General features: G+C 63.2%; 27 protein-coding genes and 3 tRNA genes. 15 read left to right on the plus strand and 15 right to left on the minus strand.

The features are described from left to right. The first annotated feature begins 139 nt into the window (after positions 1-139). The 4 genes from KZJ38_RS05940 (at position 140) to KZJ38_RS05955 (ending at position 3,981) form a co-directional block, all read left to right on the plus strand. Entirely contained in the window at positions 140-601 is a 462-nt protein-coding gene (locus KZJ38_RS05940; protein WP_425518326.1) for a PqiC family protein, read from the plus strand. Positions 602-809: 208 nt separating this feature from the next. Beyond that, positions 810-2,219, plus strand: a complete 1,410-nt coding sequence (locus tag KZJ38_RS05945; protein ID WP_219799222.1) for a monovalent cation:proton antiporter-2 (CPA2) family protein — start codon at positions 810-812, stop codon at positions 2,217-2,219. Between the two features lie 153 nt (positions 2,220-2,372). Further along, the gene (gene map / locus KZJ38_RS05950) at positions 2,373-3,158 is read left to right on the plus strand and encodes a type I methionyl aminopeptidase (RefSeq protein ID WP_219799223.1); all 786 of its coding nucleotides are present in this window, start codon (positions 2,373-2,375) and stop codon (positions 3,156-3,158) included. Between the two features lie 289 nt (positions 3,159-3,447). Then, positions 3,448-3,981 carry a GNAT family N-acetyltransferase gene (locus KZJ38_RS05955; RefSeq protein ID WP_219799224.1) on the plus strand — a complete coding sequence of 178 codons (534 nt, stop codon included), beginning with the start codon at positions 3,448-3,450 and terminating at the stop codon, positions 3,979-3,981. Positions 3,982-4,080: 99 nt separating this feature from the next. On the opposite strand, the gene KZJ38_RS05960 is transcribed toward KZJ38_RS05955, so the two are convergent. Further along, a complete protein-coding gene (locus tag KZJ38_RS05960; RefSeq protein ID WP_219800563.1) occupies positions 4,081-4,302 on the minus strand; it encodes a hypothetical protein in 222 nt (73 codons plus the stop codon). On the opposite strand from KZJ38_RS05960, the gene minC reads away from it, so the two are divergent. The 3 genes from minC to minE all read left to right on the plus strand — a co-directional run bounded on the left by minC (position 4,250) and on the right by minE (position 6,262). Next, positions 4,250-5,086 (plus strand): septum site-determining protein MinC, encoded by an 837-nt coding sequence (minC, locus tag KZJ38_RS05965; protein ID WP_219799225.1) that lies wholly within the window; start codon positions 4,250-4,252, stop codon positions 5,084-5,086. The two genes, KZJ38_RS05960 and minC, sit on opposite strands and share 53 nt — an antisense overlap. Positions 5,087-5,179: 93 nt before the next feature. After that, a complete protein-coding gene (minD, locus tag KZJ38_RS05970) occupies positions 5,180-5,995 on the plus strand; it encodes a septum site-determining protein MinD (RefSeq protein ID WP_219799226.1) in 816 nt (271 codons plus the stop codon). 12 nt (positions 5,996-6,007) lie between these two features. Then, on the plus strand, positions 6,008-6,262 hold the full coding sequence (gene minE, locus KZJ38_RS05975; protein WP_219799227.1) for a cell division topological specificity factor MinE: 255 nt from the start codon (positions 6,008-6,010) through the stop codon (positions 6,260-6,262). A 147-nt stretch (positions 6,263-6,409) separates the two neighbouring features. On the opposite strand, the gene KZJ38_RS05980 is transcribed toward minE, so the two are convergent. Beyond that, a complete protein-coding gene (locus KZJ38_RS05980; RefSeq protein WP_219799228.1) occupies positions 6,410-7,909 on the minus strand; it encodes a chloride channel protein in 1,500 nt (499 codons plus the stop codon). 373 nt (positions 7,910-8,282) lie between these two features. Between KZJ38_RS05980 and waaC the strand changes: the two genes are divergently transcribed. Both waaC and KZJ38_RS36860 read left to right on the plus strand, forming a co-directional pair. After that, complete coding sequence (gene waaC, locus KZJ38_RS05985) at positions 8,283-9,305, plus strand: lipopolysaccharide heptosyltransferase I (protein ID WP_219799229.1); 1,023 nt, start codon at positions 8,283-8,285, stop codon at positions 9,303-9,305. Positions 9,306-9,870: 565 nt separating this feature from the next. Beyond that, complete coding sequence (locus tag KZJ38_RS36860; RefSeq protein WP_281425833.1) at positions 9,871-10,005, plus strand: hypothetical protein; 135 nt, start codon at positions 9,871-9,873, stop codon at positions 10,003-10,005. A 114-nt stretch (positions 10,006-10,119) separates the two neighbouring features. Here KZJ38_RS36860 and KZJ38_RS05990 read toward each other — a convergent pair whose 3' ends face one another. The 10 genes from KZJ38_RS05990 to rph all read right to left on the minus strand — a co-directional run bounded on the left by KZJ38_RS05990 (position 10,120) and on the right by rph (position 18,925). Beyond that, the gene (locus KZJ38_RS05990) at positions 10,120-11,427 is read right to left on the minus strand and encodes an MFS transporter (RefSeq protein WP_219799230.1); all 1,308 of its coding nucleotides are present in this window, start codon (positions 11,425-11,427) and stop codon (positions 10,120-10,122) included. 440 nt (positions 11,428-11,867) lie between these two features. Beyond that, complete coding sequence (locus KZJ38_RS05995) at positions 11,868-12,398, minus strand: energy transducer TonB family protein (RefSeq protein ID WP_219799231.1); 531 nt, start codon at positions 12,396-12,398, stop codon at positions 11,868-11,870. 196 nt (positions 12,399-12,594) lie between these two features. Next, positions 12,595-13,035: a hypothetical protein gene (locus KZJ38_RS06000; RefSeq protein ID WP_219799232.1), complete on the minus strand. Its 441-nt coding sequence runs from the start codon at positions 13,033-13,035 to the stop codon at positions 12,595-12,597. Positions 13,036-13,102: 67 nt separating this feature from the next. Beyond that, positions 13,103-13,642 carry a CoA transferase gene (locus KZJ38_RS06005; protein ID WP_219799233.1) on the minus strand — a complete coding sequence of 180 codons (540 nt, stop codon included), beginning with the start codon at positions 13,640-13,642 and terminating at the stop codon, positions 13,103-13,105. Positions 13,643-13,705: 63 nt separating this feature from the next. Continuing rightward, entirely contained in the window at positions 13,706-14,746 is a 1,041-nt protein-coding gene (locus KZJ38_RS06010; RefSeq protein WP_219799234.1) for a class I adenylate-forming enzyme family protein, read from the minus strand. Positions 14,747-14,939: 193 nt separating this feature from the next. Next, positions 14,940-16,001: a fimbrial protein gene (locus KZJ38_RS06015; protein ID WP_219799235.1), complete on the minus strand. Its 1,062-nt coding sequence runs from the start codon at positions 15,999-16,001 to the stop codon at positions 14,940-14,942. A 172-nt stretch (positions 16,002-16,173) separates the two neighbouring features. Continuing rightward, positions 16,174-16,263 (minus strand) — tRNA-Ser (locus tag KZJ38_RS06020). 52 nt (positions 16,264-16,315) lie between these two features. After that, positions 16,316-17,536 carry a radical SAM family heme chaperone HemW gene (gene hemW, locus KZJ38_RS06025; protein WP_219799236.1) on the minus strand — a complete coding sequence of 407 codons (1,221 nt, stop codon included), beginning with the start codon at positions 17,534-17,536 and terminating at the stop codon, positions 16,316-16,318. Next, positions 17,533-18,192 carry an RdgB/HAM1 family non-canonical purine NTP pyrophosphatase gene (gene rdgB, locus KZJ38_RS06030; protein ID WP_219799237.1) on the minus strand — a complete coding sequence of 220 codons (660 nt, stop codon included), beginning with the start codon at positions 18,190-18,192 and terminating at the stop codon, positions 17,533-17,535. The genes hemW and rdgB overlap by 4 nt, the downstream gene beginning before the upstream one ends. After that, positions 18,185-18,925, minus strand: coding sequence for a ribonuclease PH (rph, locus tag KZJ38_RS06035; protein ID WP_219799238.1), 741 nt, complete (start codon positions 18,923-18,925; stop codon positions 18,185-18,187). Before rph ends, rdgB begins: the two co-directional genes overlap by 8 nt. A gap of 242 nt (positions 18,926-19,167) precedes the next feature. Between rph and KZJ38_RS06040 the strand changes: the two genes are divergently transcribed. From KZJ38_RS06040 to KZJ38_RS06060, 5 genes are all read left to right on the plus strand, one after another. Then, positions 19,168-20,091, plus strand: coding sequence for a YicC/YloC family endoribonuclease (locus KZJ38_RS06040; RefSeq protein ID WP_219799239.1), 924 nt, complete (start codon positions 19,168-19,170; stop codon positions 20,089-20,091). 89 nt (positions 20,092-20,180) lie between these two features. After that, positions 20,181-20,864, plus strand: coding sequence for a guanylate kinase (gene gmk, locus KZJ38_RS06045; protein ID WP_219799240.1), 684 nt, complete (start codon positions 20,181-20,183; stop codon positions 20,862-20,864). Positions 20,865-20,922: 58 nt separating this feature from the next. After that, on the plus strand, positions 20,923-21,126 hold the full coding sequence (gene rpoZ, locus KZJ38_RS06050) for a DNA-directed RNA polymerase subunit omega (protein WP_006025620.1): 204 nt from the start codon (positions 20,923-20,925) through the stop codon (positions 21,124-21,126). A 109-nt stretch (positions 21,127-21,235) separates the two neighbouring features. Continuing rightward, positions 21,236-23,623 (plus strand): RelA/SpoT family protein, encoded by a 2,388-nt coding sequence (locus KZJ38_RS06055; RefSeq protein ID WP_219799241.1) that lies wholly within the window; start codon positions 21,236-21,238, stop codon positions 23,621-23,623. Between the two features lie 101 nt (positions 23,624-23,724). Beyond that, positions 23,725-24,240, plus strand: coding sequence for a phage protein NinX family protein (locus KZJ38_RS06060; protein WP_219799242.1), 516 nt, complete (start codon positions 23,725-23,727; stop codon positions 24,238-24,240). 57 nt (positions 24,241-24,297) lie between these two features. On the opposite strand, the gene KZJ38_RS06065 is transcribed toward KZJ38_RS06060, so the two are convergent. Continuing rightward, positions 24,298-24,374 (minus strand) — tRNA-Arg (locus KZJ38_RS06065). A 117-nt stretch (positions 24,375-24,491) separates the two neighbouring features. Further along, positions 24,492-24,568 (minus strand) — tRNA-Arg (locus KZJ38_RS06070). A gap of 169 nt (positions 24,569-24,737) precedes the next feature. Between KZJ38_RS06070 and greB the strand changes: the two genes are divergently transcribed. Continuing rightward, a complete protein-coding gene (gene greB / locus KZJ38_RS06075; protein WP_219799243.1) occupies positions 24,738-25,313 on the plus strand; it encodes a transcription elongation factor GreB in 576 nt (191 codons plus the stop codon). Between the two features lie 126 nt (positions 25,314-25,439). Here greB and KZJ38_RS06080 read toward each other — a convergent pair whose 3' ends face one another. Beyond that, positions 25,440-26,579, minus strand: coding sequence for a porin (locus tag KZJ38_RS06080; protein WP_219799244.1), 1,140 nt, complete (start codon positions 26,577-26,579; stop codon positions 25,440-25,442). Positions 26,580-26,602: the final 23 nt, after the last annotated feature.

Raw genomic sequence — 26,602 nt, forward strand, 5'->3', positions numbered from 1 at the left:
GCGCACTCGTGCGGCGCGGCTGTTGCTCGCGGCGTGTGCCGTACCCGTTGTGCTCTGCCTGTTCGCCGGTTGCAAATCGCCGAATTCGTCGTTCTATACGCTGAGTCCCGATGCCTCGCTGCGGACGACCGGCGCCCCGATGCAGACCGCAGTCGTGGTCGGTCCGGTGACGGTGCCGGAACTCGTCGACCGGCCGCAGATGGTCACGCGCGTGTCCGACAACGAAGTCGCGCTCAACGAATTCGCGCGCTGGGGCGAGCCGTTGAAAAGCGGCATCGCGCGTACGATCGCGGCCGACCTCGAACTGCTGCTCGGCAGCGCGGAGGTCTCGGTGGCCGGGCAGGCGGCGCTCGTGCGCGAAGCTTCGCGTGTGCGCGTCGACATCGTGCGCTTCGATGCGGTGCCCGGCGACGCGGCCACAGTCGACGCGCAATGGGTCGTGCGCGTGCCGGGCAAGCCTTTGCCCGTCTCAGGCCGTACCGTTGCGCGCGAGCCCGTCCCAACCGCCAGCAACGACGCGCTCGTCGCCGCGTATAGCCGCGCGCTGGCGACGGTCAGCCGCGACATCGCGGCGGCGATTCGCAGCGCATCGCCATCATGACGCGCGGGGCGCATGCCAGTTGCTGATGCATGTGTGCCCCGCGGTCGTCGCCAGTCGTCCCGAAGCGGTCCGCAAGTGACCCGAAAGCGCGGTTCCGGAGTGGTTCCTGAGCGGTTCCTGAGCAGTCACCGAGCGGTCACTGAGCGGTCCCGCAGCGCGGTCCAGAGCGCCCGAAAGCGCCGTCCCATGTCGTCCCACACGCGTCCCCATGAAAAGCCTGCTTTTACATGTCCTGGTGTTCCTTGGCGCTGCGCTCGTCGTCGTGCCGATGTCGATCCGGCTCGGCTTCGGCTCGGTGCTCGGCTATCTGCTCGCCGGCGTGCTGATCGGTCCGTCCGTGATGAAACTCGTGACCAACGTCGACGCGATCCTGCACTTCTCGGAGCTCGGCATCGTGCTGATGATGTTCGTGATCGGCCTCGAGATGCATGTCGGGCGCCTGTGGGCATTGCGGCGCACGATCTTCGGCTATGGCGGCATGCAGATGGCGCTGTGCGCGGGGCTCCTGACGGCGATTTTTCTCCTGTTCGGCTCGCACTGGCAGATTGCCTTGACGGCCGGCCTCGCGCTGGCGCTGTCGTCGACGGCAATGGCGCTGTCCGAACTCGAGCAGCGCGGGCAGATGGCTACGCTCGCCGGCGAGGCCGCATTCGGCATCCTGCTGTTTCAGGATCTCGCCGCGATCCCGCTCGTTGCGCTGCTGCCGCTTCTGAGCCCGATCGATACCGGCGCGAGCGCGACGGACAACTGGATCGCGGTCGGCAAGGCGCTCGCGATGCTTGCCGCGGTGGTGCTGGTCGGCCGCATCGCGCTGCGGCGCGGCCTGCGCATCGTGTCGCGTACCGGCGCGCCGGAAATCTTCACGGCGTTTGCGCTGCTGTGGGTGATCGGCGTCGCGATGCTGTTCCACACCGTGCATCTGTCGACGTCGCTCGGCGCATTTCTCGCCGGCGTGCTGCTCGCCGACTCGGGCTATCAACAGCAGGTCGAGCGCGATATCGCGCCGTTCAAGGGGCTGCTGCTCGGACTGTTTTTTATCGCGATCGGGATGTCGATCGACTTCAACGTGCTCGTGCACGATACGCGGCGCGTGCTGATCGTCGTTGCCGCGGTGGTCGGCATCAAGGCCGCGGCGTTGTGGCTGCTCGCGCCGCGCTTTAATGTGCCGCGCGAACAGCGCGCATACTTCGCGCTGCTGCTCTCGCAAGGCGGCGAGTTCGCGTTCGTCGTGATGGCGTCGGCGCTGGCCGTGCGCGTCGTCGAGCCGCGCGCATCGGCGATCGTGACGCTCGCGGTCGTGCTGTCGATGATCACGACGCCGCTGCTATTGCTGCCGTTGCGGCGGCTGATGGCGCCGGCGACAGGTGATGACGTGAGCCGCGCGGTGAACGCTGCGGTGAGCTCTGCAGTGGCTCCCGTAGCGAGTCCTGCAGTGAGCCCTGCAGTGAGCCCCGTAGCGAGTCCTGCAGCGAGTCCTGCAGCAAGCCCCGCAGTTAGCCCCGCCGCCAATCCCGCTTCGGCTCCCGCCACAAGCGCCATTTCAAGCCCGGAAGCGGCCGCGCACGCGTCCCCGGCGGTGCCGGCAGAGGGCAAGAACAGCCCGCGAAACAGCTCCTGAACCAGCATCGCCAACGGGGCCTGCATCAACCGCTGATAGCCCCGGCGCGCCCGGCCGAAAAATGCGTCGTCAAGAGACTCGGTACAATGGCTGGTCGTTAACCGGGTGCCGCGCCACGCGACGCGTGCCGCACACCGCACCGTTTTTGCGCACATGGCCATTACCTACAAGACTCCTGATGACATCGCGAAGCTGCGTATCGCCGGCCGGCTCGCTGCCGACGTGCTCGTGATGATCGGCGAACACGTGAAGCCGGGCGTATCGACCGACGAGCTCGATACGCTGTGCCGCGATTTCATCGTCAACACGCAGCAGGCGATTGCCGCGAACATCGGCTACATGGGTTTTCCGAAAACCATTTGCACGTCGGTCAACTCGGTCGTCTGCCATGGCATTCCGCACCGTAATGAGGTTCTGAAGGACGGCGACATCATCAATATCGACGTTGCCGTGATCAAGGACGGCTACTTCGGCGATACGAGCCGCATGTACACGGTCGGCGAGCCGAGCCGCGTCGCGCAGCAACTGATCGACACCACCTATGAGGCGATGCTCGCGGGCATTCGTCAGGTGAAGCCCGGCGCCACGCTCGGCGATGTCGGCAGCGCCATCCAGAAGGTTGCGCAACGCGACGGCTTTTCGATCGTGCGCGACTACTGCGGGCACGGCATCGGCAAGGTCTATCACGAAGACCCGCAGGTGCTCCATTACGGCCAGCCGGGGCAGGGGCTGCGCCTGAAGCCGGGCATGGTGTTTACGATCGAGCCGATGGTCAATGCGGGCCGCGCCGGCACCGTCGTGATGCGCGACGGCTGGACCGTGGTCACCAAGGACAAATCGTTGTCCGCGCAATGGGAGCATATGATCTCCGTCACCGACGACGGCTTCGAGCTGCTCACACCGTGGCCCGACGGCACCGGCCGCTACGAATCGCCGTGAAGGCGGCTTGCCCGCGATGTCTAAAATAAGGATTTGACTCGCCCGGCGCTTCAGTTAGGCTATACCGCCAAGCGGAAAGGGTCAGGTCGAAGCCAGGACATCACTTCGTGCCGATTTGCACGTGCCGGCTTGTAGATACCGGCTCTAACGTGCGGATACGGCAGGGTCGGGTGGGTTTGGGTTTTATACTGCTTCAAGGCTGCGTGCTGTTCGCGCGCCTCGATTCAGACCGGGGTTCAGGCGTGCCGCGCCCGGTTTTATGCTTTCAGATCCGGGGTCTACCTCTCCAATGAGTCCGTCACTCACCGTTGCGCGCATTACCGCCGACCAGGGCGATGTGTTTCGCGAGCTCCGTACCGCATCGTTACGGGAGGCGCCCTACGCGTTCGGCGCCACGCTCGAGGAAGCGTTATCCGCGGATGCCGCCACGTTCGACGCCAAAGCCGCGCTCAACGCGGCGTCCATCACGACCACGACTTTCATTCTTTACACCGAAGGCCATCCGGCAGGCGTGATCGACGCGTGTTTCGACGATACGCCCGCGCGCCGCGCATTCGTGAGCGAACTGTGGGTCGCGCCCGCGGTGCGTCATCTGCGCGGCGGCGAACTGCTCGTCAATACCGCGAGCGAGTGGCTCGCGCGCGGCGGCGCGGCGGAAGTCTATGCGTGGATCGCCGATAGCAATCGCAATGCAATGCGCTTTTACGAGCGGCTCGGCTTCGGCCCCACCGGCGACCATCGCCCGACCGCACGCGCGCAGGACCAGTGGGAATCCCAACTGGTGCGACATGTGACACCTCTGCCGGTGCCGCCGGCGGGGTGAGCAGGGCGTGGCGCCGCCAGGCGGCGCGCCATGGCCTATGCGTTTGCGCGGGGCTTGCTACGCGCCTCGTGTATTCATCTTATCCGTCGAGCTTATTCGTTATTGCGTGCCATCACGGCGATCGCAGCAATTGCGCCAATCACGCGTGTCCGTGCGTTTTACCCACATTGCTTCGCCCATTGCGCTGTCTGTGGTGAAAAGTTCGGGCGAAAAAGTTCGACGCGCGCCAGGACCCCTGTAAAATACGCAAAATTTTTTGCCGAACGCTATGTCGCCCAGGAAATCGCCTTTTTTCGAATTGCGCAGCGGTGCGGTGGACACGCTTCTGTTCGTGGTCAAAACCACCGACCTCGGCGAAATGCGCGCCGAACTCACGCGCCGCTTCGAGGCGACCCCCGAATTCTTCGCCAATGATGTTGTCGCGATCGACGTGCGCCGCCTCGCCGAAAACGAGCGTGTGCCGCTCGCCGATATCGCCGCGCTGCTCGACAGCGTGCGCATGCGCCCGATCGGCGTGGTTGCCGATGCGGCGCAGCACGTATGGGTGAGCGAGGCCAATCTGCCCCTGCTTGAAGCGCGTGACCGCCGGCCGGGTGCGAAGACAGCCGCGGGCGAAGAGGACGCGCAGGCGGCCGGTAAAGCGGCTGCGACGGGCTCCGGGCCGGTGGCGGATGATTCCACCGCAGCCTCGCCGGCAAGCCAGCCTGCGGCTTCAGCGGCAGCGAGCGCGCCCGCCGAACCGGTGCTGACGGGCGCATCGGGCACGTCGTCGCAAACCATGGTCGTCGACAAGCCGTTGCGTTCGGGGCAGCGGATTTACGCGAAGGGCGACCTCGTCGTGCTCGGTCTCGTGAGCCACGGCGCGGAAATCATCGCGGAAGGCAACATTCATATCTATGCACCGCTGCGCGGCCGCGCGCTCGCCGGCGTGCACGGCAATCACGATGCGCGCATTTTCTGCACCTGCCTCGAGCCGGAGCTGATTTCGATTGCGGGCATCTACCGCACGACCGAAAACCCGTTGCCGGCCGACGTGCAGGGCAAAGCGGTGCAGATCTGGCTCGACGAAGAAAAGCTGGTGATCGAACCGCTGCGGCTCACATAAGGTGCGCCGCGGTGTGCAGCATGCATGCACCGCATGAGCAACCGGATGCCGGAATATCAATTCACGAAATCGACGGATACAAGGTAAAGGCCAATGGCAAAAATCATTGTGGTGACTTCGGGCAAGGGTGGCGTAGGCAAGACGACCACGAGCGCGAGCTTCTCGTCGGGCCTCGCGTTACGCGGCCACAAGACCGCCGTGATCGACTTCGACGTCGGCCTGCGCAATCTCGACCTCATCATGGGCTGCGAGCGCCGCGTCGTGTATGACCTGATCAACGTGATCCAGGGCGAAGCGAACCTGAACCAGGCGCTGATCAAGGATAAAAAGCTCGAGAATCTCTACATCCTGCCGGCTTCGCAGACGCGCGATAAAGACGCGCTGACCATGGAAGGCGTAGAGAAGGTGATCAACGACCTCATCGCGATGGACTTCGAGTACATCGTGTGCGACTCGCCGGCCGGCATCGAATCGGGCGCGCTGCTCGCGATGCACTTCGCCGACGAAGCGCTGATCGTGACGAACCCGGAAGTGTCGTCGGTGCGCGACTCGGACCGCATTCTCGGCATTCTGTCGTCGAAGACCAAGCGCGCGATCGAAAGCAAGGAGCCGATCAAGGAGCATCTGCTGATCACGCGTTATAACCCCAAGCGCGTTAGCGAAGGCGAAATGCTGTCGCTGTCGGACATCCAGGAGATTCTGCGCATCGATCTGATCGGCGTGATTCCCGAGTCGGAGGCCGTGCTGCATGCGTCGAACCAGGGCTTGCCGGCGGTACACCTCGACGGCACGGACGTTGCGGAATCGTATAAGGACGTCGTGTCGCGCTTCCTCGGCGAACAGAAGTCGCTTCGCTTTACCGATTACCAGAAGCCAGGCCTGCTGCAGCGCCTCTTCGGCACCAAGTAAGGGAGCGCACGTATGTCGATTCTTTCGTTTTTGCTGGGCGAGAAAAAGAAATCCGCGTCGGTAGCGAAGGAACGCCTGCAGTTGATCATTGCGCACGAACGTGCTGGCGGCCATGCCCCCGCTGATTATCTGCCGGCGTTGCAACGCGAACTCGTTGCTGTGATTTCGAAGTACGTCAAAATCTCCGACGACGATATCCGCGTCAATCTCGAACGTCACGACGACCTCGAAGTGCTCGAGGTCAAGATCGAGATTCCTCAGGCCTGACGCGCGGAACCTGATCGCAGCTTGCGGCGCGGGCTTGCCGCAAGCAGGCGATCGTATCGGGCCGCGCATCGCATCGCATCGCTTATCGCACCGCTTATCGGGCCGTGCCTTTCACCGCTTATCGTGCTGCTTACGGCGGATCGCCGTTTAGCGGCGCGAGGTATCGGCGCCCTCGTCTTCGCGCGTGTCGGTGCCTGTTGGGTTCGCATCATTCGGGCGCGCATCCGTCGCTGCGCCGCCGTCGCCTGATCCTTCATCTGCGTTCGAATTCTCCGCCGGCACCACGCGCTCGAGCGGCTCCGGCACATGCTGCGCGGGCGCCGCGCCCCCGGCGGCGGCAGGCGGCGACGGCGGCACCATATAACGTCGCGCGAGCGTCTCGTAGAGCGGCGGCGTGAAGAAAGCCGACACGCGGCTCGAGACCAGCGCGGTCGCCATCAGCGAAATCACGAGCGCGTGCCCGTTGATCATCTCGACGACGATCACGAACGCCGTGATCGGCGATTGCGTGACCGCGGCCATATAGCCGACCATCGCGAGCGCGATCAGCATCTGCAGCTGCATGCCGTGAAACACCGTATGCAACACGTTGCCGAAGCCCGCGCCGATCGACAGCGACGGCGCGAAGATGCCGCCCGGAATGCCGGGCAGGTACGAGCCTACCATCGACACCATCTTCAGCAGCGGATAGAACATCGACAATTGCTCGCGGCCGTCGAGCAGCCCGCGCGCTTCCGCGTAGCCGCTGCCGAACGTGGTGCCGCCTGAGATCAGGCCGACCACGGCGATCAGGAGCCCGCACAGCGCTGCGAACATCACCGGACGCTCGGCATTGAGCCTGACGAGCGGTGCGGGCAGCCAGCGCGACGTGTTGAGCAGCAGCCAGCCGAAGATACCGCCCGCGATACCGGTTACCACCGCAGTAACCAGCACCGCGAGCGCAAGCGTATCGGGAAAATGCGCGCCGACCTCGATGGTGCCGAAGTACGTGTAGTTGCCGTTGAGCCCGAGCGCGATCACGCCGGCGATGATGATCGCCGTGATCAGCACGCCGCTCGCGCGCGCTTCGAAGCTGCGCGTGAGCTCTTCGATCGCGAACACGATGCCGGCGAGCGGCGTGTTGAACGCCGCGGATAGGCCCGCGGCGGCGCCCGCGAGCACGAGCTGGCGCTCGATCATCGCCGTCGAGCGCGGGTAAAGGCGCCGCAGGTTGAACATCAGCGCCGCGCCGACCTGCACGGTCGGACCTTCGCGCCCGATCGTGAAGCCGCCGAGAATGCCGAGGAACGATACGAGCACCTTGCCGAACAGAATGCGCAGCGTGAGGAGCCGCGCGCCTGTCTCGGCCGGCCGCGTATGCAGCGTGGCGATCACCTGCGGGATGCCGCTGCCTTCGGCGCCGCGAAAGAAGCGTCGCGTGAGCCATGCGGCTACCGCGGCGATCGCGGGTGTGATGAAGAGCGGTAGCCACGGGCGTTCATGCTGCTGCTCGAGAAAGGTGTTGTAGCCCCAGTCGATGAGCCGTGCGTAGTAGACAGCTGCGAGGCCGACCGCGATCGCGCCGAGCCAGAAGATGCCGTACTGGCGCCAGAGTCGTTTCGTACGCCGGACGATGTTCGACGACAATGGGATGGATGTCCTCAGCATGGCGTAGGCAAAAGTGCGCAAACAACGCGCGCGGTGGCGACGCGTGAATTATAACGGCGCACGATGCGCAATGTATCCTTGAAAGCCCGCTGAAATGCGATGGCTTGCGGATGTGCGTTGCACGAACGCGCATTGCGCGCTGGGTTTCCGGACGCGCAGCCGTGTGCCGCCGCCCTGCGTGCACGGGTCGGCTAAACTGCCGGGAGTGGGCGCGTGCCTGATCGGGCACGCGTTTACACGAACACTCTCGCGATCGGCAAGGTGACGCAACGCGACGCATCGCATTCGCGTGCCAGGGCCGACGGCCGACATCAGTGGCCGACGTCAGTGGCCGGTATCGGTCGATATATCGCCGCGAGAAAATGGGTCATCGATGAAGCGAATTCTCGTCATCAAGGTCACGTCACTCGGTGACGTCATCCAGGCGCAGGCGGTCGTGGCGGACCTCAAGCGCGCGTTTCCCGGCGTGGCCGTCGACTGGGCTTGCGACGACGCACACGCGGAAGTCGCGCGCTGGAATGAGAGCGTCGACCGCGTGTTGTGCGCGCCGCTGCGCCGCTTCAAGAAGGCACGGCGCTGGGCCGACTTCAAGGCGATTGCCGCCTCGATCGCCGAATTGCGCGCGTATCGCTACGACGTGGTGCTGGACATTCACGGCGTCTACAAGAGCGCGATTATCGCGTTTCTGACGCGCTCGAAAGTGCGCTACGGCTATCACTCGAAGAATCTCGGCGAGCAGGGTGCCGCGTTTGCCTACACGCGCCGCTTTGTGCGGCGGAACGATGTCAATGCATGGCAGGGCATGCGCGATACGGTTGCAGACGCGCTCGGTTATAAAGCCGAAGGCCCGGCGGTCTATCACCTGCGTATTCCACCGGCCGCGCAGCCCGTTGTCGATGCGGGTGGCAAACCGATCGCGGTGCTGTTCCACGCCACGTCGAAAGACGACAAGAAATGGCCGATCGCGTCGTGGGTCGCGGTGGCCGGCGATCTCGTGCGGCGCGGTTTTTGTGTTGTGTTGCCGTGGGGTTCGGAAGGCGAGCGCAAGGAAGCGGAGCAGATCGTTGCCGAGGTGCCGCAGGCGCAGGTTCTGCCGCAGCTGAGCGTAACCGGTATTGCGCAACTGGTCGATGCATCGGCTTTCGTCATCGGTGTCGATACCGGCTTCGTGCATCTCGCCCACGCGCTCGGCAAACGCACGGTCATGATCTTTATCGCGACGTCGCCGACGCACTTCGGCAACGAGGCGCCGTATCGCTCGACGTCGATTGGCGACGGTCGTTCGGTGCCGCCGGTCGAACGCGCAATCGAGGCGATCGACTATGTGCACAGCATTCCGCCTGCGGAAGGCGGCGCGCCGGGCAACACGCCGGTGCGCCCCATCGCCGCGTCCTGAACTTCTCCAGCCTTTTCAATCCGCGCACGCCAGGAAAGTGCACGCGAGGAAAGTGCTCGCCCGGAAAGAAAAAGAGGCGTAGCGCCCAGTCGCCCGATTCGATGGGCGCCTGAACCGCTACGCCTCGAGAACGCTCGCGCTGCTCACGCGGGCGGAGAGGAAACACTGCAATGAACAAACAATCAGGCACTGCAGTGATAGAGACTGCGCCGCGTGCGCAGAGTTCCATCGGACACGCTCGCGCACCCCTACGCCCATCGGCGCGCGATCAACGCGTCGAACTTCGATTACACGCTTGTTAAAACTGTCGCTTTTAATTGAGCCGGAAGCGGCGCCGTTGGCCAGGTCGCAAGCGCCATCGTTGGCTCGTGAGCCGCGCCGGCGCGTGAATGGCGAGCTTCAGCGCGCATCTTTACCGCAAGGCGCGCTTCGCGCCGCATCGACCGTGTAACAGATACTCCAAGGCTGCTTACAAATTGCAACGGTCCCCGTTCAGGCGTTCGTGTTCAATCGGAAGCATTCGAGACGCACTCGAATAACGACACTGACTCGATGGGAGAACGCTGTGAAACGTGAAGTGAAGCGCTTGATTGCGATGCTGATTGCAGGTGCGTTGCTGGCCACCGGATTGGGAGGGTGCATCGTAGTGCCGTACGACGGCGGCGGCGGATATCACCATCACGGGTACTACTACCGGTGATGCAGTTCATCGCGTGGCCGGCGTGAGGACCGACAGGGAGGCGGCATCGTGCCGGCCGCTGTCGCGATGACTGGTCCCGGGCGCAAGACAGCGCGCCCGGGTTTTTTCTTCGCTTTACATCAATCGCGCATCGCGCGTCTCACGCATGCAGAGCACGCCGAACAGGCTGACGAGCGCGGCCACCGACACATAGCCGCCGACCCACGAGAGACCGCCGTGCGCGGCAAGCAACTGCGCGATATACGGCGCGACCGACGCGCCGAGTATGCCGCCCAGGTTGTACGACACACCGGCGCCGGTGTAGCGCACGTTGGTGGGAAACAGTTCGGGCAGCAGCGCGCCCATCGGCGCGAACGTGACGCCCATCAGGAACAGCTCGATGATCAGGAACAGTTGCACGAGCGGCGTCGAGCCGCTGCCGAGCAGCGGTTCCATTGCGAAACCCGATGCGACCGCAACGAGAATGCCGACGATCAGCACGGGCTTGCGGCCGAAGCGATCGCTCGCCCAGGCGGACAGCGGCGTCGCGAGCGCCATGAACACGACCGCGACGCACAGCATGCCGAGAAAGCCCGGACGCGTAAAGTGCAGCGCCGACACCCCATACGACAGCGAGAACACGCTTGAGATATAGAACAGCGTGTAGCAGACGACCATCGCGAGCGAGCCGAGCAGCGTCGGCCACCAGTAGCGCGAGAGCAGCGTCGCAACCGGCACGCGCACGCGCTCCTGGCGCTCGATCGCCGCGCGAAACGCGGGCGTTTCCGCGATCTTCAGCCGGACATAGAGGCCGAGCGCGACGAGCACCGCGCTGACGATAAACGGCACGCGCCAGCCCCAGCTGCGAAACTGTTCGTCGGAGAGCGTCAGCGCGAGGCCGAAGAACAGCCCGTTGGAGGCGAGGAAGCCGACCGACGGACCCAGTTGCGGGAACATGCCGAACCAGCCGCGCTTGCCGGCCGGCGCATTTTCAGTGGCAAGCAGCGCCGCGCCGCCCCATTCGCCGCCGAGACCGATGCCCTGGCCGAAGCGCAGCACGCACAACAGGATTGGCGCGAGGCTGCCGATCGCATCGTAGCCGGGCACGAAGCCGATCAGCGTGGTCGACACACCCATAACGAGCAGCGACGCGACGAGCGTCGACTTGCGGCCGATGCGGTCGCCGAAGTGGCCGAACAGGAACGAGCCGATCGGCCGCGCGATAAACGCGATGCCGAACGTGACGAAGGCGGATAGCGCCTGCGCCGTTGCCGACCCATGCGGGAAGAACACCGGTCCGATCACGAGTGCCGCGGCGGTCGCGTACACATAGAAATCGTAGAACTCGATCGCGGTGCCGATGAAGCTCGCGAAGATGATGCGCGCGGTGCTTTGTGGCTGCCCGACGTTCGGGCCTGCGCTTGAAATCGGCGCTGAAGACATGCGTAAAACTCCGTATCGATGGTGCGACCGCGTGCAGGCGTGTTCGACGTATGGATCGCACGATACGCGCGCTGCCGGCCGTGGTCGGCGCACCTTTGTTGGATTGACATACCGGGTTGAGGCGGCTTGCGACGTGTGGTCTGCCACAGGTGGCCGCGATGCCTGTGCGGCATACCTGTCGGACTACTGCCGGTTCGGGCAGCCGCCAGACGATGCAAGGCGGACGGGCGAACGCGCGGATAACGCGGCACGCGGCGACCGGGCTATTCGGCGCGGGCGGATGGCCGCGCGGCGAAAGCGGTACCGGAAGTCTCCGGCAGGGAGTGCTCAAATTATATCGACAGCACAGCACGGCGACATTAAAGAGCGGATTTCGTTTGGCTTTCCTTTGTTTGCCGCCTGTTTGTTCTGCGCTTTTTTGTTCGTTTGTCTTTGGCGCGTCAGTCAAGGGTTTGCGCTTGCGGCGAGGCAAAGGTGCGTAACTGGAATTTGCCGTTATCGTTGAAGAGCCAGTCTTCGAACAACTCGAGGTGGCCTGCGCGGTCGAGCAGTTTCGCGGGCGGTTGCGGCAGCGGGGCGGAGCGGCGCAGCGTCGTGAGCGCGGTGCTTTCCGCTTCGTCGTCGCCGTTCGTGCGATACACGGACGACGCGACGATCTGCCCGCGACTGTCGACGACGAACGTCACGACGACGAGCGAGCGCAGCATCGCCTGCGGGGTGCCTTGCAGCACATAGGAGGGGTTACGCTCCATGATGCGCCTTGCGACCGCGCCGCGATACTGGTCGAGCGTCGCGCTGTTGATTGCCGCGAGCGGTACTGTTGTGACCGGCCGTTCTGCAGGGGTAAGCGTACACGCGCACGCGAACAGCGAAAGCAGCAATGCGGTGACGCGTGCGGCCGGAAATGCGCGTGGAACGGACGAGCGGTAACCGGTAAGGATTGCTCGACGGTCGTGATTGCGATCGGGCATCTTCGATCTCTGCTGTGACGGGGAGTCGCTAACAGCGATCGTAGGTCAAGCGCACTGCAATGCAATCGATGTTCGTACGGATGCGAGGGGCAACGAACGGTTGCGTCGCGTGATGCGCGGATGGTGCGTGGTGCGTCGTGGCGCGCCGCTTATGCGTGAGCGATGCGCAGCGCGGTTTCTCGCGTGAACGAGCGCGTTAGTGCCGGCCGCCGCCTCCACCACCGTGCCAGCCGCTGCCGCCACCGCCATGCCATCCGCCTCCGCCGCCACCATGCCAACCACCGCCGTGCCAGCCGCCGCCGTGCCAGCCGCCGCCGTGACCGTGCCAGTAGCCGCCGTAGTATCCGCGTCCGTAGTAGCCACGCCCGTAGTAGCCGCGCCCGTAGTAGCAACAGTTGCCGCCCCAGAAGCCGATGCTGACGCTTCCGAACGCGGGATAGGGATAGGGGTAGGCGTACGGGTAGAAGCCCGGGCCGTATGCATAGGGATACGCGTACGGGTAGGTGTAGGCGTAACCCGGATCGTACGGGTACGAGTCGTAGGGGCCGTACGGATAGCCGTAGTAATAGCCGGGGGCGGCGACGCAACCCGTCAGGATCGCGGCCACGGCCCCCGCAATGAGAGCAGTTTTGAGCATTGCAGCCTCCTTCCTTCTGATTGAGAAAGGCGATGCAAGGAAGGGATACGTCAATTGTATCGACGCTTCACCGATGTTGCTTCGTCGCCTGCAGCACGGCTTGCGTGTGCTCGCCGAGCGCCGCGACGCGCAGCGCGGGCTTGCCCGGTTCGTGTGCGAAGCGGATCGGGGTATTCAGATGACGATGTCCGTCGGCATCGGTCAGCAGCATGCCGCGCGCCTCGGCATGCGGGTGCCGCAGCGCCTCGCTGTAGTCGAGTACCGGCATGGCAGGCATGCCGCGGGCGGCAAGCCAGGCGAGCCAGTCATCGAGCGTGCGCTCGCGCAGGCGCTGCGTCAGAAACTCGCGCAGCGGGTTTTGCGCCGCGCCTGGTTTGCCGAGCGCGATGTCGATCAGATGGTGCTCGGCGAGCACCGCTTCGACTTCAGCCGACGACACATTCATACCGCCCGTCACGACCATGTCTTTCGCGCGGTCGACGGCGAACAGATAGCCGTCCGGGTCGAGATAGCCGACGTCGCCGGTGTGGACCCATTCGCCGCGCAGCGTTTTCGCCGTGTCGTCGGGACGATTCAGGTAGCCGGAGAAATTGCTTGGCGAACGCACGGTGATTTCGCCCGGCTCACCTGCCGGCAGCGGCGTGCCGTCCTGCAGGCTGCGGATGCAGATTTATGCGTAGCGCGCGGGGCGGCCGACCGATGCAAGTCGGCGCTCGGCATCGGCGTTGGAGAGCGCCGCGCGATGATCTTCGGGCATCAGGTACGAGACGAGGCCGCCCATTTCGCCGCCGCCGAAGCCCTGGTAGAAGTCGCAGGAGAAGCGTTCGAGCACGCGCCGGATCGTGCGCGGCGGCATCTTCGAGCCGGTATAGCCGACGAGTTGCAGCGAGCTGGTCGCGTAGCTGTTTTGCGCGAGTTCGTCGGCGAGTCGGCTTAGCATCGTCGGCACGCCGCACGCATGCGCGACGCCGTGCTGTTCGATCTTGCGCAGTGCCGCTTGGGGATTGAACTCGGGCAGCATCACGTTGCCTACGCCATGACGCGCGGCTGCGAGCGCCATCCAGATGCCGGCGCCGGAAAAGAGCGGCAGCATCTGCAGAAACGGGCCGTGCGTGGGCACGGGAATTTGCGCGAGGAAGTTATCGATGCTCGAAAGAATCTGCCGGTGCGTGCCGAGGCAGCCCTTCGGCGCCGCCGTTGTGCCGCTCGTGTAGCGGATCATGCGGATATCGTCGGGCGCGATCGATACGTCCGGTGCGTGCGGCGCGCCGTTACCGATGAGGTCGCGGTACGCGAGCCAACCCGGCACGAGCGAGTCGTTGCCGCGCACGACGATGCGCACGCCGGGGCGCGTGATCACTTCGTGCAGGCGGTCGATGAATTCCGCATCGACGATCAGTGCGGCGGGCTGGGAATCGTCGAGCAGCACGCCGATCTCGGCAGCCGTGAGTCCGTAGTTGACCGGCACCGACATAAGGCCCGCCTTCGACAGCGCGAAGATTGTCTCGATCGCGGCGGCGCCGTTGCGGATGATTGTCGCGACGCGCGTGCCTTTGCTCAGGCCGAGCGCGGCGAGCGCGTTGGCGAGCCGGTTGGTGTCGGTGTTCAGTTGACGCCACGCGATGCTGTGCTCGTCCTCGATGAGCGCGATCGAGTCCGGAATTAATTCTGCATTCCGAATGACCAGGTCGCCAACTCGCAGATGAGTCATTGGCCTATCTCCTTCATTTTGTGTCTCATGCTGATCATGAAGGGCTTCATGTTATATCCGGTCGTATATAACGAGAATCAAATTATTCGTGTGGGTTTATCGTGGTCGTTGAACAATGAGACGACGGGGAGTATCGTTTTGCGAACTGCGCGGATCTGCCGATATCGTTTCGATGGCAGTCGCCCTCGACTTGCTATTGATAGCTCATGGTGAAGGTGGCTTTTGCATTGGCCGTCCCCGGGTTGATTGTGCCGGTGCGAATGTAATTCGCTTTCAGCGGCACTGAAAACAGTCCGCCAGCGGTTGGGGATGCTGATACGAAAATCTGATTTGGATTTCCCGCTGCAGCGGTGTCGGCGCCGAAGGCAACGGGGGTTCCGGCAAACGCAATCTGATATCCGATTCCTTTAGCGGTGGAATCGGACGTCAGCGAAAGTGTTGTGCTTCGATTGGCGGGCGTTGTGACGTCAGTTAGCGTGACTGCGACTCGCACACCGGCGTCGCAATTCAGTGAAAGGCTGAACGGCGTTGCGCCTGAGGTCGTGCCCACCGAAGGCAGGTCCTTCGTGTTGGCTTGCGGCATCGTTACCTGCATCGCCGAATCATTGACGGAGCAGGCAATATTGCCAAAACTCCCGTTTGCTGCCCCGCTGAACACATTGCCCCACAGGCTCGATCCGCTCTGGTTGTTGAGGGTATTAGTCGCAGACAGCGACGGCATCGTTGTCAAGGATCCAGAAGCAACAGCGCCGGTCTTAACGAAGGTTGCGGCAACACCAAGCACGTAGTTATAACCCGGCGAGGCTGCCGCGACCAACTGGTGACATGTCACTGCCGTGGACGCTTTTGAAACAGTGGCGGGCAAGTTCCTGCATGCCGTTCCTGCGCCGTTGGAAATCGTGAAGCGCACACCGATTCCGGGCACATTAGTCGGGTAGATGTCGCTATAGCCGGAAACAAGCGTTGACGGGGATGCTGCGAATGCGACAAAGATGTCGCGATCACAGCAGGGGTCTCCTTGACAATGAAATGCCAACGAAGTCGAGTAGGCAGGGGTGGAGGTTCCTATTGGCGCATCACGACCAAAGGTCGTTGTGGCGACGGCCGGCGCATAATTGGTAATACTCGTGACGTCGCAGGAAATGATCGTTGCCTGCACGGGTTTCGCCGCAAGCAAAATGAACAACGACAATACCAACGCCAAGACACTATTGAACGAATGTTTACGGATTCTCTGCAAAGGAAAGTGCATCATTTGTGTTCCCTCCCGCGGACAATCTCAAAAGGCATTAATACTGTAGAGCGTCGCCCCCCAATTATGAAGGCAGGCGTGACGTTTATCGCGGTTCAGGTGATGGGCCCGATGATGGGCTGGAAAAGACAAAAGCCCGCAAGTCGATGACTGTACGGGCTTCTGTGTTCGTGTCTGGCGGAGGGCGTGGGATTCGAACCCACGAAGGCCGTAAAGCCTTGCCGGTTTTCAAGACCGGTGCATTCAACCGCTCTGCCAGCCCTCCGAGCCCGAAATTGTAACCTGAAACGGCAGCCCCGCCTCAGAACATCGTATGCCTATTGCGATTCTTTAAGAAACAACGCTTGCAAATCATTCAGAAAGGCCTGGCCGAGCGGCGTCGGCGCGATCTTTTCATAGTCGCGCGTGATCAGCTTGCGACGCTCCGCTTCCTGCAGCGCCGGTTCGATCGACGTCATCGGCAAGCCGGTGCGCTCGATAAAGCGGTGCACCGGAAAGCCTTCGACCAGCCGCAGCGCATTGAGCATGAATTCGAACGGCAGGTCGCGCGGACCGACTTCGTGTTCTTCCTGTACCGCGTGGCCGGCTTTGGCTTCTTCGATAAACGTTGTCGGATGTTTGTAGCGCATCTGACGCAGGATCCGGTTCGGGAATGACAGCTTCGTATGCGCGCCCGCGCCGATGCCGAGATAGTCGCCGAAACGCCAGTAGTTCAGATTGTGCTTGCTCTGCCGATGCGGCTTCGCATACGCGGATACCTCGTAGTGCTCGTAACCCGCGGCGGCCGTACGCTCGTGGATCCAGTCCTGCATGTCGGCGGACGAATCGTCGTCGGGCAGCGGCGGCGGAAACTTCGCGAACAGCGTGTTCGGTTCGAGTGTCAGGTGGTACAGCGACAGATGCGGCGGCGCATACGAGAGCGCCGTTTCGACGTCGGCCTGGCATTCGGCGAGCGTTTGCTGCGGCAGCGCGAACATCAGGTCGAGATTGAAATTGTCGAACGTGTGCGCGGCGACTTCGACCGCATGGCGCGCCTGCGCTGCATCATGAATGCGGCCGAGCGCTTTCAGATGCGTTTCGTTGAAGCTCTGAATGCCCACCGACAAGCGGTTCACGCCGCTCGCGCGAAACTGCGCGAACTTCGCCGCTTCGAACGTGCCCGGATTCGCTTCTAGCGTGATTTCGGCATCGGCGTCGAGCGGCAGCAGCGCGCGCACGTCGGACAGCAGCCGGTCGAGCCCAGGCGCAGACAGCAGGCTCGGCGTCCCGCCGCCGATAAACACCGTATGCACCTGGCGGCCCCAGACGAGCGGCAACGCCTGTTCGAGATCGGCGCGCAGCGCGTCGAGATAATCGTTTTCCGGAAAGCGGTCGCCCTTCCATTCGTGCGAGTTGAAGTCGCAGTACGGACACTTGCGCACGCACCACGGGAAGTGCACGTAAAGCGCAAGCGGCGGCAGCGACGTCAGGCGGATGCTGCCCGGCGCGTTGAATGCCTGGATCACGCGGCCGCCGGTCGATGCTGCAGTGGCGCTCACGCGTCCTCCTTAAGCCGCGCGAGCAACTGCTGCAACGCAATCGCGCGATGGCTCGTCGCGTTTTTCACCGACGGTTCGAGTTCGGCCGCTGTCGCGTTCAGCGCCGGAATGAAGAAGTGAGGATCGTAGCCGAAGCCGTGCGCGCCGCGCGGTGTGTCGAGAATCTCGCCTTGCCAGCGGCCTTCGGCAATCAGCGGCTCGGGGTCGTCTGCAGCGCGCACGAGCACGAGCACGCAGAAGTAATACGCGCGGCGGTCCGTCACGTCAGCGAGTTGTGCGACGAGGCGCGCATTGTTCGCGGCGTCGCTTTTCTCGCCGCCCGCGAGCTGCGCGTAACGCGCCGAATAGACGCCGGGCGCGCCGCGCAACGCGCGCACGCACAGGCCGGAATCGTCGGCGAGCGCCGGCAGGCCGGTCAGCTTCGCCGCATGGCGCGCCTTCGCGAGCGCGTTTTCGACAAACGTCTGATGAGGCTCTTCCGCTTCGGGCACGTTGAGCGTGCCTTGCGCGATCAGTTCGATACCGGCCGCATCGAGCAGCGCGGCGAATTCGCGCAGCTTGCCCGCGTTGTTCGAGGCGAGCACCACCTTGCCGAGCGACGGCTTTACCGCATCCGCATTGACGCCGCCGCCGTCGGCTGTCCGACCATCATTCACCGGTAATCTCCAAAGCTTCCTTCTGCTTCGCGATCAGCGTTTCGATGCCGCTTTGCGCGAGATCGAGCAGCGCATTCATTTCGTCGCGCGTAAACGGCTCGCCTTCCGCTGTGCCCTGGATTTCGACGAAACCGCCGTCGCCCGTCATCACGACATTCATATCGGTGTCGCACTGCGAGTCTTCGTCGTAGTCGAGATCGAGCACCGGCAGGCCGTCGAACACGCCCACCGAAATCGCCGCGACGTAGTCGGTAATCGGCGACTGTTCGATGCGGCCCGTCGCGAGCAGCTTCGCCACGGCGTCGTGCGCCGCGACGAACGCGCCCGTGATGCTTGCGGTGCGCGTGCCGCCATCGGCCTGGATCACGTCGCAGTCGATATGGAGCGTGCGCGGGCCGAGGCGCTCGAGGTCGAACACCGAGCGCAGCGCGCGGCCGATCAGGCGCTGGATCTCCTGCGTGCGGCCGGTCTGCTTGCCGCGCGCCGCTTCACGGTCGCTGCGCGTATGCGTGGCACGCGGCAGCATGCCGTATTCCGCGGTCAGCCACCCCTGGCCGCGGTCGCGCAGAAACGCCGGCACCTGTTCGGCGATGCTCGCCGTGCAGATCACCTTCGTGTCGCCGAATTCGATCAGGACGGAGCCTTCGGCATGCTTCGTGTAGTGGCGCGTGATGCGCACCTGGCGCAGCTGATCGGCGCGGCGGCCGCTCGGGCGGGTCGTGGTGTCGTTCATCGTGGTCGTCGTCGGGAAGGGGTGGAAGGGATCGGGCTCAGCTAGGCGGGTTCGGGAAAAGAAGGCGCCCGGCAAAGCTCAATTTTAGCGCCGATCGCCTGACTGGCCGCTAAGGCGCGTCCGGCGGGCTCTTTCGCCAAAAATGGGATAATGCGCGTTCCCCGCCCCGCGTCTCGTACACGCCGGGCGACCCGCATCCCGGGCGGTGCGCATCGACGCACGCCCCCTTCGCGAGACGAACGATGATCTACAGCATGACTGGCTATGCGAGCGCCACGCGCGAGCTCGCCGCGATTACCGGCAATGGCGGCGTCAGCGTGTCCGTCGAACTGCGCACGGTGAACTCGCGCTTTCTCGATCTGAACTTCCGGATGCCCGAAGATGTGCGTGTCTGCGAGCCGACGTTGCGCGAAATGCTGATGACGAAGCTTTCGCGCGGCAAGGTCGATATTCGCGTCAATCTGCAGCGCAGCGAGCAGACGGCGAGCGCGGGCGCGCTGAACCCCGATGCGCTCGACCAGCTGGCCGGCCTGGAGCGCGCCGTGCTCGAAGCATTTCCGCAGGCCGGACGCCTGCGCACCGGCGAAATTCTGCGCTGGCCCGGCGTGCTCGCCGAAAGCGGCGTGTCGCCCGAGGTGCTGCGCGACGCGGTGCTCGATTCCGGCAAGCAGGCGATTGCCGAGCTGATCGACGTGCGTGCGCGCGAAGGCGCGCAGCTTGCCACGATGCTGCTCGCGAACGTCACCGAAATGGAGTCGATCGTGGCGAAGATCACGCCGCTCGTGCCGGAACTGATTTCGAAGCATCAGCAGAAGATCGTCGAGCGCCTGCAGGAAGCGCTCGGTATCGCAGCGCCCGATAGCGCCGCGACAATCGTGTCGCGCGAGGAAATCGCCGAACGGATTCGCCAGGAAGTGACGATGTACGGCATTCGCATCGATATCGCCGAAGAGCTGTCGCGGCTCACCGCGCATCTGAACGAGACGCGGCACGTCATCCAGAAGGGCGGCAAGGTCGGCAAGCGCCTCGACTTCATGATGCAGGAGCTGAACCGCGAAGCGAATACGCTCGGTTCGAAGGCCGCGGCGAAGGAACTCGCCGATTCGTCGATGACGTTGAAGCTGCTGATCGAGCAGATGCGCGAGCAGGTGCAGAATCTGGAATAAGCCGACGGTCTCGCATTGACCGGAAGCGCAAGAAAAGCGGCTTAAAAAGCAGGTAAAAAAGAAGGTTTAACGCAGCAGGAGTGACGGGCATGACCGACCACACACGCGAAAGCAGCGCACCGCGCAGTCCCTATGCGCGCGCTTATCCGGGCAACCTGTTTATGGTTGTCGCACCGTCCGGCGCGGGCAAATCGACGCTCGTCAACGCGCTGCTCGCGGGCGATCCGGCGATCCGTCTGTCGATTTCGTACACGACGCGCCCGCCGCGTCCGAAAGAGCAGGACGGCGAGCACTATCACTTCACGAGCGTCGAAGACTTTCTCGCGCGCCATGCCGCGGGCGAGTTTCTCGAGAGCGCGGAAGTGCACGGCAACTATTACGCGACCTCGCGGTTGTGGATCGAAGAGCAGATGACGATCGGCAACGACGTGCTGCTCGAAATCGACTGGCAAGGCGCGCAGCAGGTGAAGCGTCAGTTTCACAACGCCGTTGAGATTTTCATCCTGCCGCCGTCGCTCGAGGCGCTCGAAGATCGCTTGAAAAAGCGCGGCCAGGACGAGCCGAACGTCATTACGCGGCGGCTGCTCGCGGCGGGCGGCGAGATGGCGCATGCGGCCGAAGCGGAATATGTCGTGATCAATGAGAATTTCGATCGCGCGCTCGCCGATTTGCAGTGCCTCGTTGCTGCAACGCGGCTGCGATTCGCATCGCAGTACGCACGGCATACGAACCTGTTCGTGCAGCTCGGCATCCACTTGCCGCACGCGGGCTGACTGGGCGTCAGTTCGAACACATAAGGTAGAATAAGCAACAACCAGAGAAGGAATCACCATGGCCCGCATTACCGTCGAAGACTGTCTGAAACAGATCCCGAATCGTTTCGAGCTGGCGCTCGCTGCAACCTACCGCGCGCGTCAGCTCGCACAAGGCCACACGCCGAAGATCGAAAGCCGCGACAAGCCCACCGTTGTCGCGCTGCGTGAAATCGCGGCTGGCCAGGTCGGCGTCGAAATGCTGAAGAAGGTGCCGGTTTAAACAGGCGCCTTCATTCACTGTCGAACGTCATGTAACTTGAACTCACGCGTGCGGACCTTGCGCATTGCCTGTTTCGCTTGGCGTCCATCAACCCGGTCAGGAGGCGGACATGAGCTCGAACCCCTCGTCCTCCATGTCGGACGTCGCATCCCACGCGGATGACGGGCACGAAGGCGAAGCGCCTTCGTCCGCACGCAAGTACATCGATGCGGTCCTCGAACAATCGTTTCGCCATCTGTTCGGGCCGACCGCCACGCCGGAGCAGCCGCGCCGGCACGACGTCGTCTCAATCGCCAAGCTGACCGCCGCGCTTTCGGCTTATCTTTCGCCGGAAGACATCAAGGCGGTCAAGGCGGCGTTCCACTTCAGCGACGAAGCCCACCTCGGGCAATACCGTCAAAGCGGCGAACCCTACATCACGCATCCCGTTGCGGTCGCGGAAATCTGCGCCGGCTGGAAGCTCGACGCGCAGTCGATCATGGCCGCGCTGCTGCACGACGTGATGGAAGACCAGGGCGTGACCAAGGCCGAACTCGCCGAACGGTTCGGCGCGAAGGTGGCGGAACTCGTCGACGGGTTGTCGAAGCTGGACAAGATGGAGTTTCGCAATCGCGAGGAAGCGCAGGCGGAGAACTTCCGCAAGATGCTGCTCGCGATGGCGCGCGATGTGCGCGTGATCCTCGTCAAGCTCGCGGACCGGCTGCACAACATGCGCACGCTCGGCGCGGTGCCGCCTGAAAAGCGTCGGCGGGTCGCGCGTGAAACGCTCGATATCTACGCGCCGATCGCGCATCGGCTCGGTTTGAACAATACGTATCGCGAGCTGCAGGACCTGAGCTTCGCGAACTTCAATCCGCATCGGTACGCGACGCTCGAGAAAGCCGTGAAGGCGGCGCGCGGCAACCGGCGCGAAGTGGTCGGCAAGATTCTCGAATCGGTGCAGCGCGCCCTGTGCGATGCGAAGCTCGATGCGGAAGTGACGGGCCGCGAGAAAACCATCTTCAGTATCTACAAGAAGATGCGCGACAAGCAGCTGTCGTTCTCGCAGGTGCTCGATGTGTACGGATTCCGCGTGGTCGTCGAAAGTCCGCTCGAGTGCTATACGTGTATCGGCGCGCTGCATGCGCTCTATAAGCCGGTACCGGGCAAGTTCAAGGATTACATCGCGATTCCGAAGGTCAACGGCTATCAGTCGCTGCATACCACGCTGGTCGGACCGTTCGGCGCGCCGATCGAATTCCAGGTGCGCACGCGCAAGATGCATGAGATCGCCGAGGCGGGCGTCGCCGCGCATTGGCTGTACAAGAACGGCGGCGCGGATCTCAACGATGTGCAGAAGCGCGCGCACCAGTGGCTGAAGTCGCTGCTCGATATTCAAAGCGAAGTCGGCGATTCGAGCGAATTCCTCGAGCACGTCAAGATCGATCTGTTCCCGGATGCGGTCTATGTATTCACGCCGAAGTCGAAGATCATGGCGCTGCCGCGCGGCGCGACCGCGCTCGACTTCGCGTATTCGATCCACAGCGACCTCGGCAATCAGTGCGTCGCGGTGAAGATCAACAATGAGCTGCTGCCGCTGCGTACCGAGTTGAAGAGCGGGGACATCGTCGAGGTGATCACCGCGCCGTATTCGAAGCCGAACCCGGCATGGCTCGGGTTTGTGCGTACCGGCAAGGCGCGCACCGCGATTCGCCATTATCTGAAGACGATGCGGTTGAACGAGTCCGTGCAGCTGGGCGAGCGGCTCGTCGATCAGTCGTTGAAGGGCTACGGGCTGTCGCTTGCCGATGTCACGCCCGAGGCTTGGGAAAAGCTCGTGCAGTGGACCGGCAACAAGAACCGCCAGGAAATCTTCGCCGACATCGGCTTGGGTCGGCGCGTGGCCGCCGTTATGGCCAAGCGCATCGAAGTGCTGATGAGCGGTCACGACGGCGACGAAGACGGTCATGGGCGTGGCGAGCATGGTGCGACGTCGAATGCGCCGCCGGTCGTCATTACGGGTACCGAAGGGATGTCGGTGCAGCTCTCCGCGTGCTGCCGGCCGATTCCGGGCGACAACATCATGGGCTATATCGGTATCGGCCTCGGTATGGCGATTCACACCACCGACTGCCGCGTCGCTCAACGCATTCATCGGCGCGATCCGGGCCGCTGGATCGACGTCGCGTGGGCGCCGCAGCCGGGACGGCTGTTCGACGTCGCGGTCAAGGTGCTCGTGAAGAACACGAAGGGCGTGTTTGCGCGCGTCGCGGCGGATATCACGTCGGCTGACGCGAATATCGTCCATATCGCGATGGACGAAGATCAATCGCAGGAATCGACCGTGCTGCGCTTCGTGATTCAGGTCAGCGACCGCGTGCATCTCGCCAATGTGATGCGGCGCGTGCGGACCAATCTCGATGTGATGCGCATCGCACGCGAACGGCCGAGCGAGGATGGCGGCCATCATCGCCATGATGGCGGCATGCGGATCGACCGCGAGCGCGCGGATTACTGAGTCACCTGCCTGGGAGCACCGTGTATCGGGCGCGTCCCTCTTCGGGCGCGCCCTTTGCTGCGTTTCGATGGAGCAAGCGTGTGTTATCGGGAGCGAATCCAATGAAGGTAGCGGATCTGACCGGCCTGTCGCTCGACTACTGGGTCGCGCGTAGCCTGCATGACTTTGTGCGCGAAATTCACTTCACCGACAGCGGCCGCACCGTATCGATTCGCGGCAACGATCGCGGGCGGCCGTGGGACGGCCGCTTCACGCCATCGACGTCATGGGACGCCGCATCGGTCGTTCTCGAGCGCGCGCGGCGGATCGAAGTGCGCGAGCGCCTGCGCAACGGCGCCGTCCATTGTGTGGCGGAATTCGATGGAGAGCGCGACGATGCGGGAGGCAGTAGCGATGAGCACGCCGCAGAAGGGCGCGGCGAGTCGCTGCGCATCGCATTGCTAAGGGCGTTTGTTGCGAGCCGCTTCGGCGACACCGTCGACGACGTGCTGCGGCAGTCTCAAGCGTTGTTTGGCGCGCGAGCGGAGCCGGTCGGCGAGCAGACGGCGATGAACGTCGTCGCGGATCCGCCGGCGCCCGATGGACGGATCGGCGATATCAAGTCCGTGCCGCGCTAGGCTTGCGGCCCAAAACAAAAAGGCCTTCCGTACGGAATACGGAAGGCCCTTCGAAGATGGCGCGGCTGGCAGGATTCGAACCCACGACCCCTTGGTTCGTAGCCAAGTACTCTATCCAACTGAGCTACAGCCGCACGCAAGACGGTACTACTTACATTGTTGGGACCAGCATATTGACCCGGCAACCACGAGACAGCTAATGCAGCGGGATCAAATGAAAGGGCCTTCCCGGAGGAAGGCCCTCGAATAAGTGGCGCGGCTGGCAGGATTCGAACCCACGACCCCTTGGTTCGTAGCCAAGTACTCTATCCAACTGAGCTACAGCCGCACGCAGAAACGGGATTATAGCAAAGCTGGCAGAAAAGGGAAGCAGCATTCGGCGATTTGTCCCAATGCCGCGATCGTGTAGGCTTGAGAGTCAGTCGGGCGTCAGGCGATCGATGTCCACGCATTAATGTTTCAGTTTCGGCTGTATAGGCCAGTATTGGCAGATCATCATGAATAAGGCTTTCGTCAAAGAATCGAGCGACGACAACGACGACGATCTCGACGTCGCACAACCGGACGTTCCCGCGGGAGCGAAAAACTACATCACGCCGGCGGGCCATCGCAGGCTGCGTACGGAGCTGCTGCATCTGATCGATGAAGAGCGGCCCGAAGTCGTGAAGCTTGTTTCGTGGGCGGCGTCGAATGGCGACCGTTCGGAAAACGGCGACTATATCTACGGCAAGCGTCGGCTGCGGGAAATCGACCGGCGCATCCGCTTTCTCACCAAACGCCTCGACCTCGCAGAAGTGGTCAACAGCAGCACGCAGGAGAATACCGAACAGGTGTTCTTTGGCGCGACCGTCGAATATGCGACCGGCGACGGCGAAGCGCATACCGTGAAGATCGTCGGTATCGACGAGGTCGATCTGGACCATGGGCACGTCAGCTGGATTTCGCCGATCGCGCGCGCGCTATTGAAGGCGAAAATCGGCGATCAGGTCACGCTGTATACGCCGGCGGGTCCGGAGCCGATCGATGTGCTCGACGTGCAGTATCCGTCTGCCGAGGAAGAAGCGGCGGACTAGCCTCTCGAGGGGGCGGCGATAACCCACCAACAGGAGCGTCAGAAAAAACGACGGTAGCAATAAAAAAAGGCGCCGCAAGCGGCGCCTTCAATACTGCAGATACTGCTCTGTTCTTGATCGCTTGTCTTAGAAGCGGTGACGGATACCGCCGGTCACAGCAACCTGGTTGTTCGTCGCCGACGGCGCGCTCAGGCCGTTGATGATCGGGTGAACAATCGCGTTGTCGTTGGTCGTCACGTACTCAGCCTGCAGGTACACGTCCGTACGCTTCGACAGCGCGTAGTCCGTTTGCAGGTTGACCTGGTTGAAGTGCGGGTTCGTTGCTGCGAGGCTCGCCTTCGTGTACGTGTACGAACCGGCGATGCTCAGTGCCGGCGTCAGAGCGTAACGTGCATTGGCTTCGAAGTTCTGGAAGTGCGCGCTGTCCGGAGCACCGAAGGTCTGGCTGCCGCCGCCCGAGCCGAAGCCGGCCAGGTCTTGCAGATTGGTCTGCGTGTACACAATGCCGAACGTTGCCGGTCCGAGCGTGTAGTTGGCACCCGCGCCCCACGTCTGCTGACGCGTAGCGAAGAACGTGTTGTCGAGCGTGACCGCGCCGCTGCTGTTGATCGTGCCCTGGCTGACTGCGCCGGCGCTGTTGTTCAGTTGCAAATAGCCAGCGCCAAAGTTGAAGCCCGCGAAGCTGTACGATGCGCCCGCGCTGTACACGCGGTTGTTCGCGAAGCCATCAGCCTGATTCGAGAAGCCGTACAACGCGCCGAACTTGAAGCCGGCGTAGTTCACGCTCGTGAACTTGACCGAGTTGTTCACGCGGAACGAGTTGTTCAGGTTGTCGTTGTCGAACGGGTGGGCGAACTGCGTACCGCCGTATTGCGTGCCCGTCAGAGCCAGCGGAGCGACGAAGTCGACCATGCTGTCATATTGACGGCCGAGGGTCACGGCGCCGAACTGGTCGCTCGCGAGACCGACGAACGCCTGGCGACCGAACAGACGGCTACCTTGCTTGAGCGTGCCGTCGTTGATGCCGAAGCCGTTTTCCAACGTGAAGATTGCCTTCAGGCCGCCACCGAGGTCCTCAGCGCCGCGCAGACCCCAACGGCTGCCGTTGATCGAGCCCGTCGTTTCCTGCACGTTGCTGTGGCCCCGCTGATTGTTGGTATAGGTGATGCCGGCGTCGATCAAGCCGTACAGCGTAACGCTGCTCTGCGCGTGAGCCGCAGTAGCAAACACGCCCGTCAGGGCGGCGACCATGAGTGTCTTTTTCATCTTTGTAACTCCGAGAACAGGAT

The organism is Paraburkholderia edwinii (assembly GCF_019428685.1).
GTDB classification, from domain to species: Bacteria; Pseudomonadota; Gammaproteobacteria; order Burkholderiales; family Burkholderiaceae; genus Paraburkholderia; species Paraburkholderia edwinii.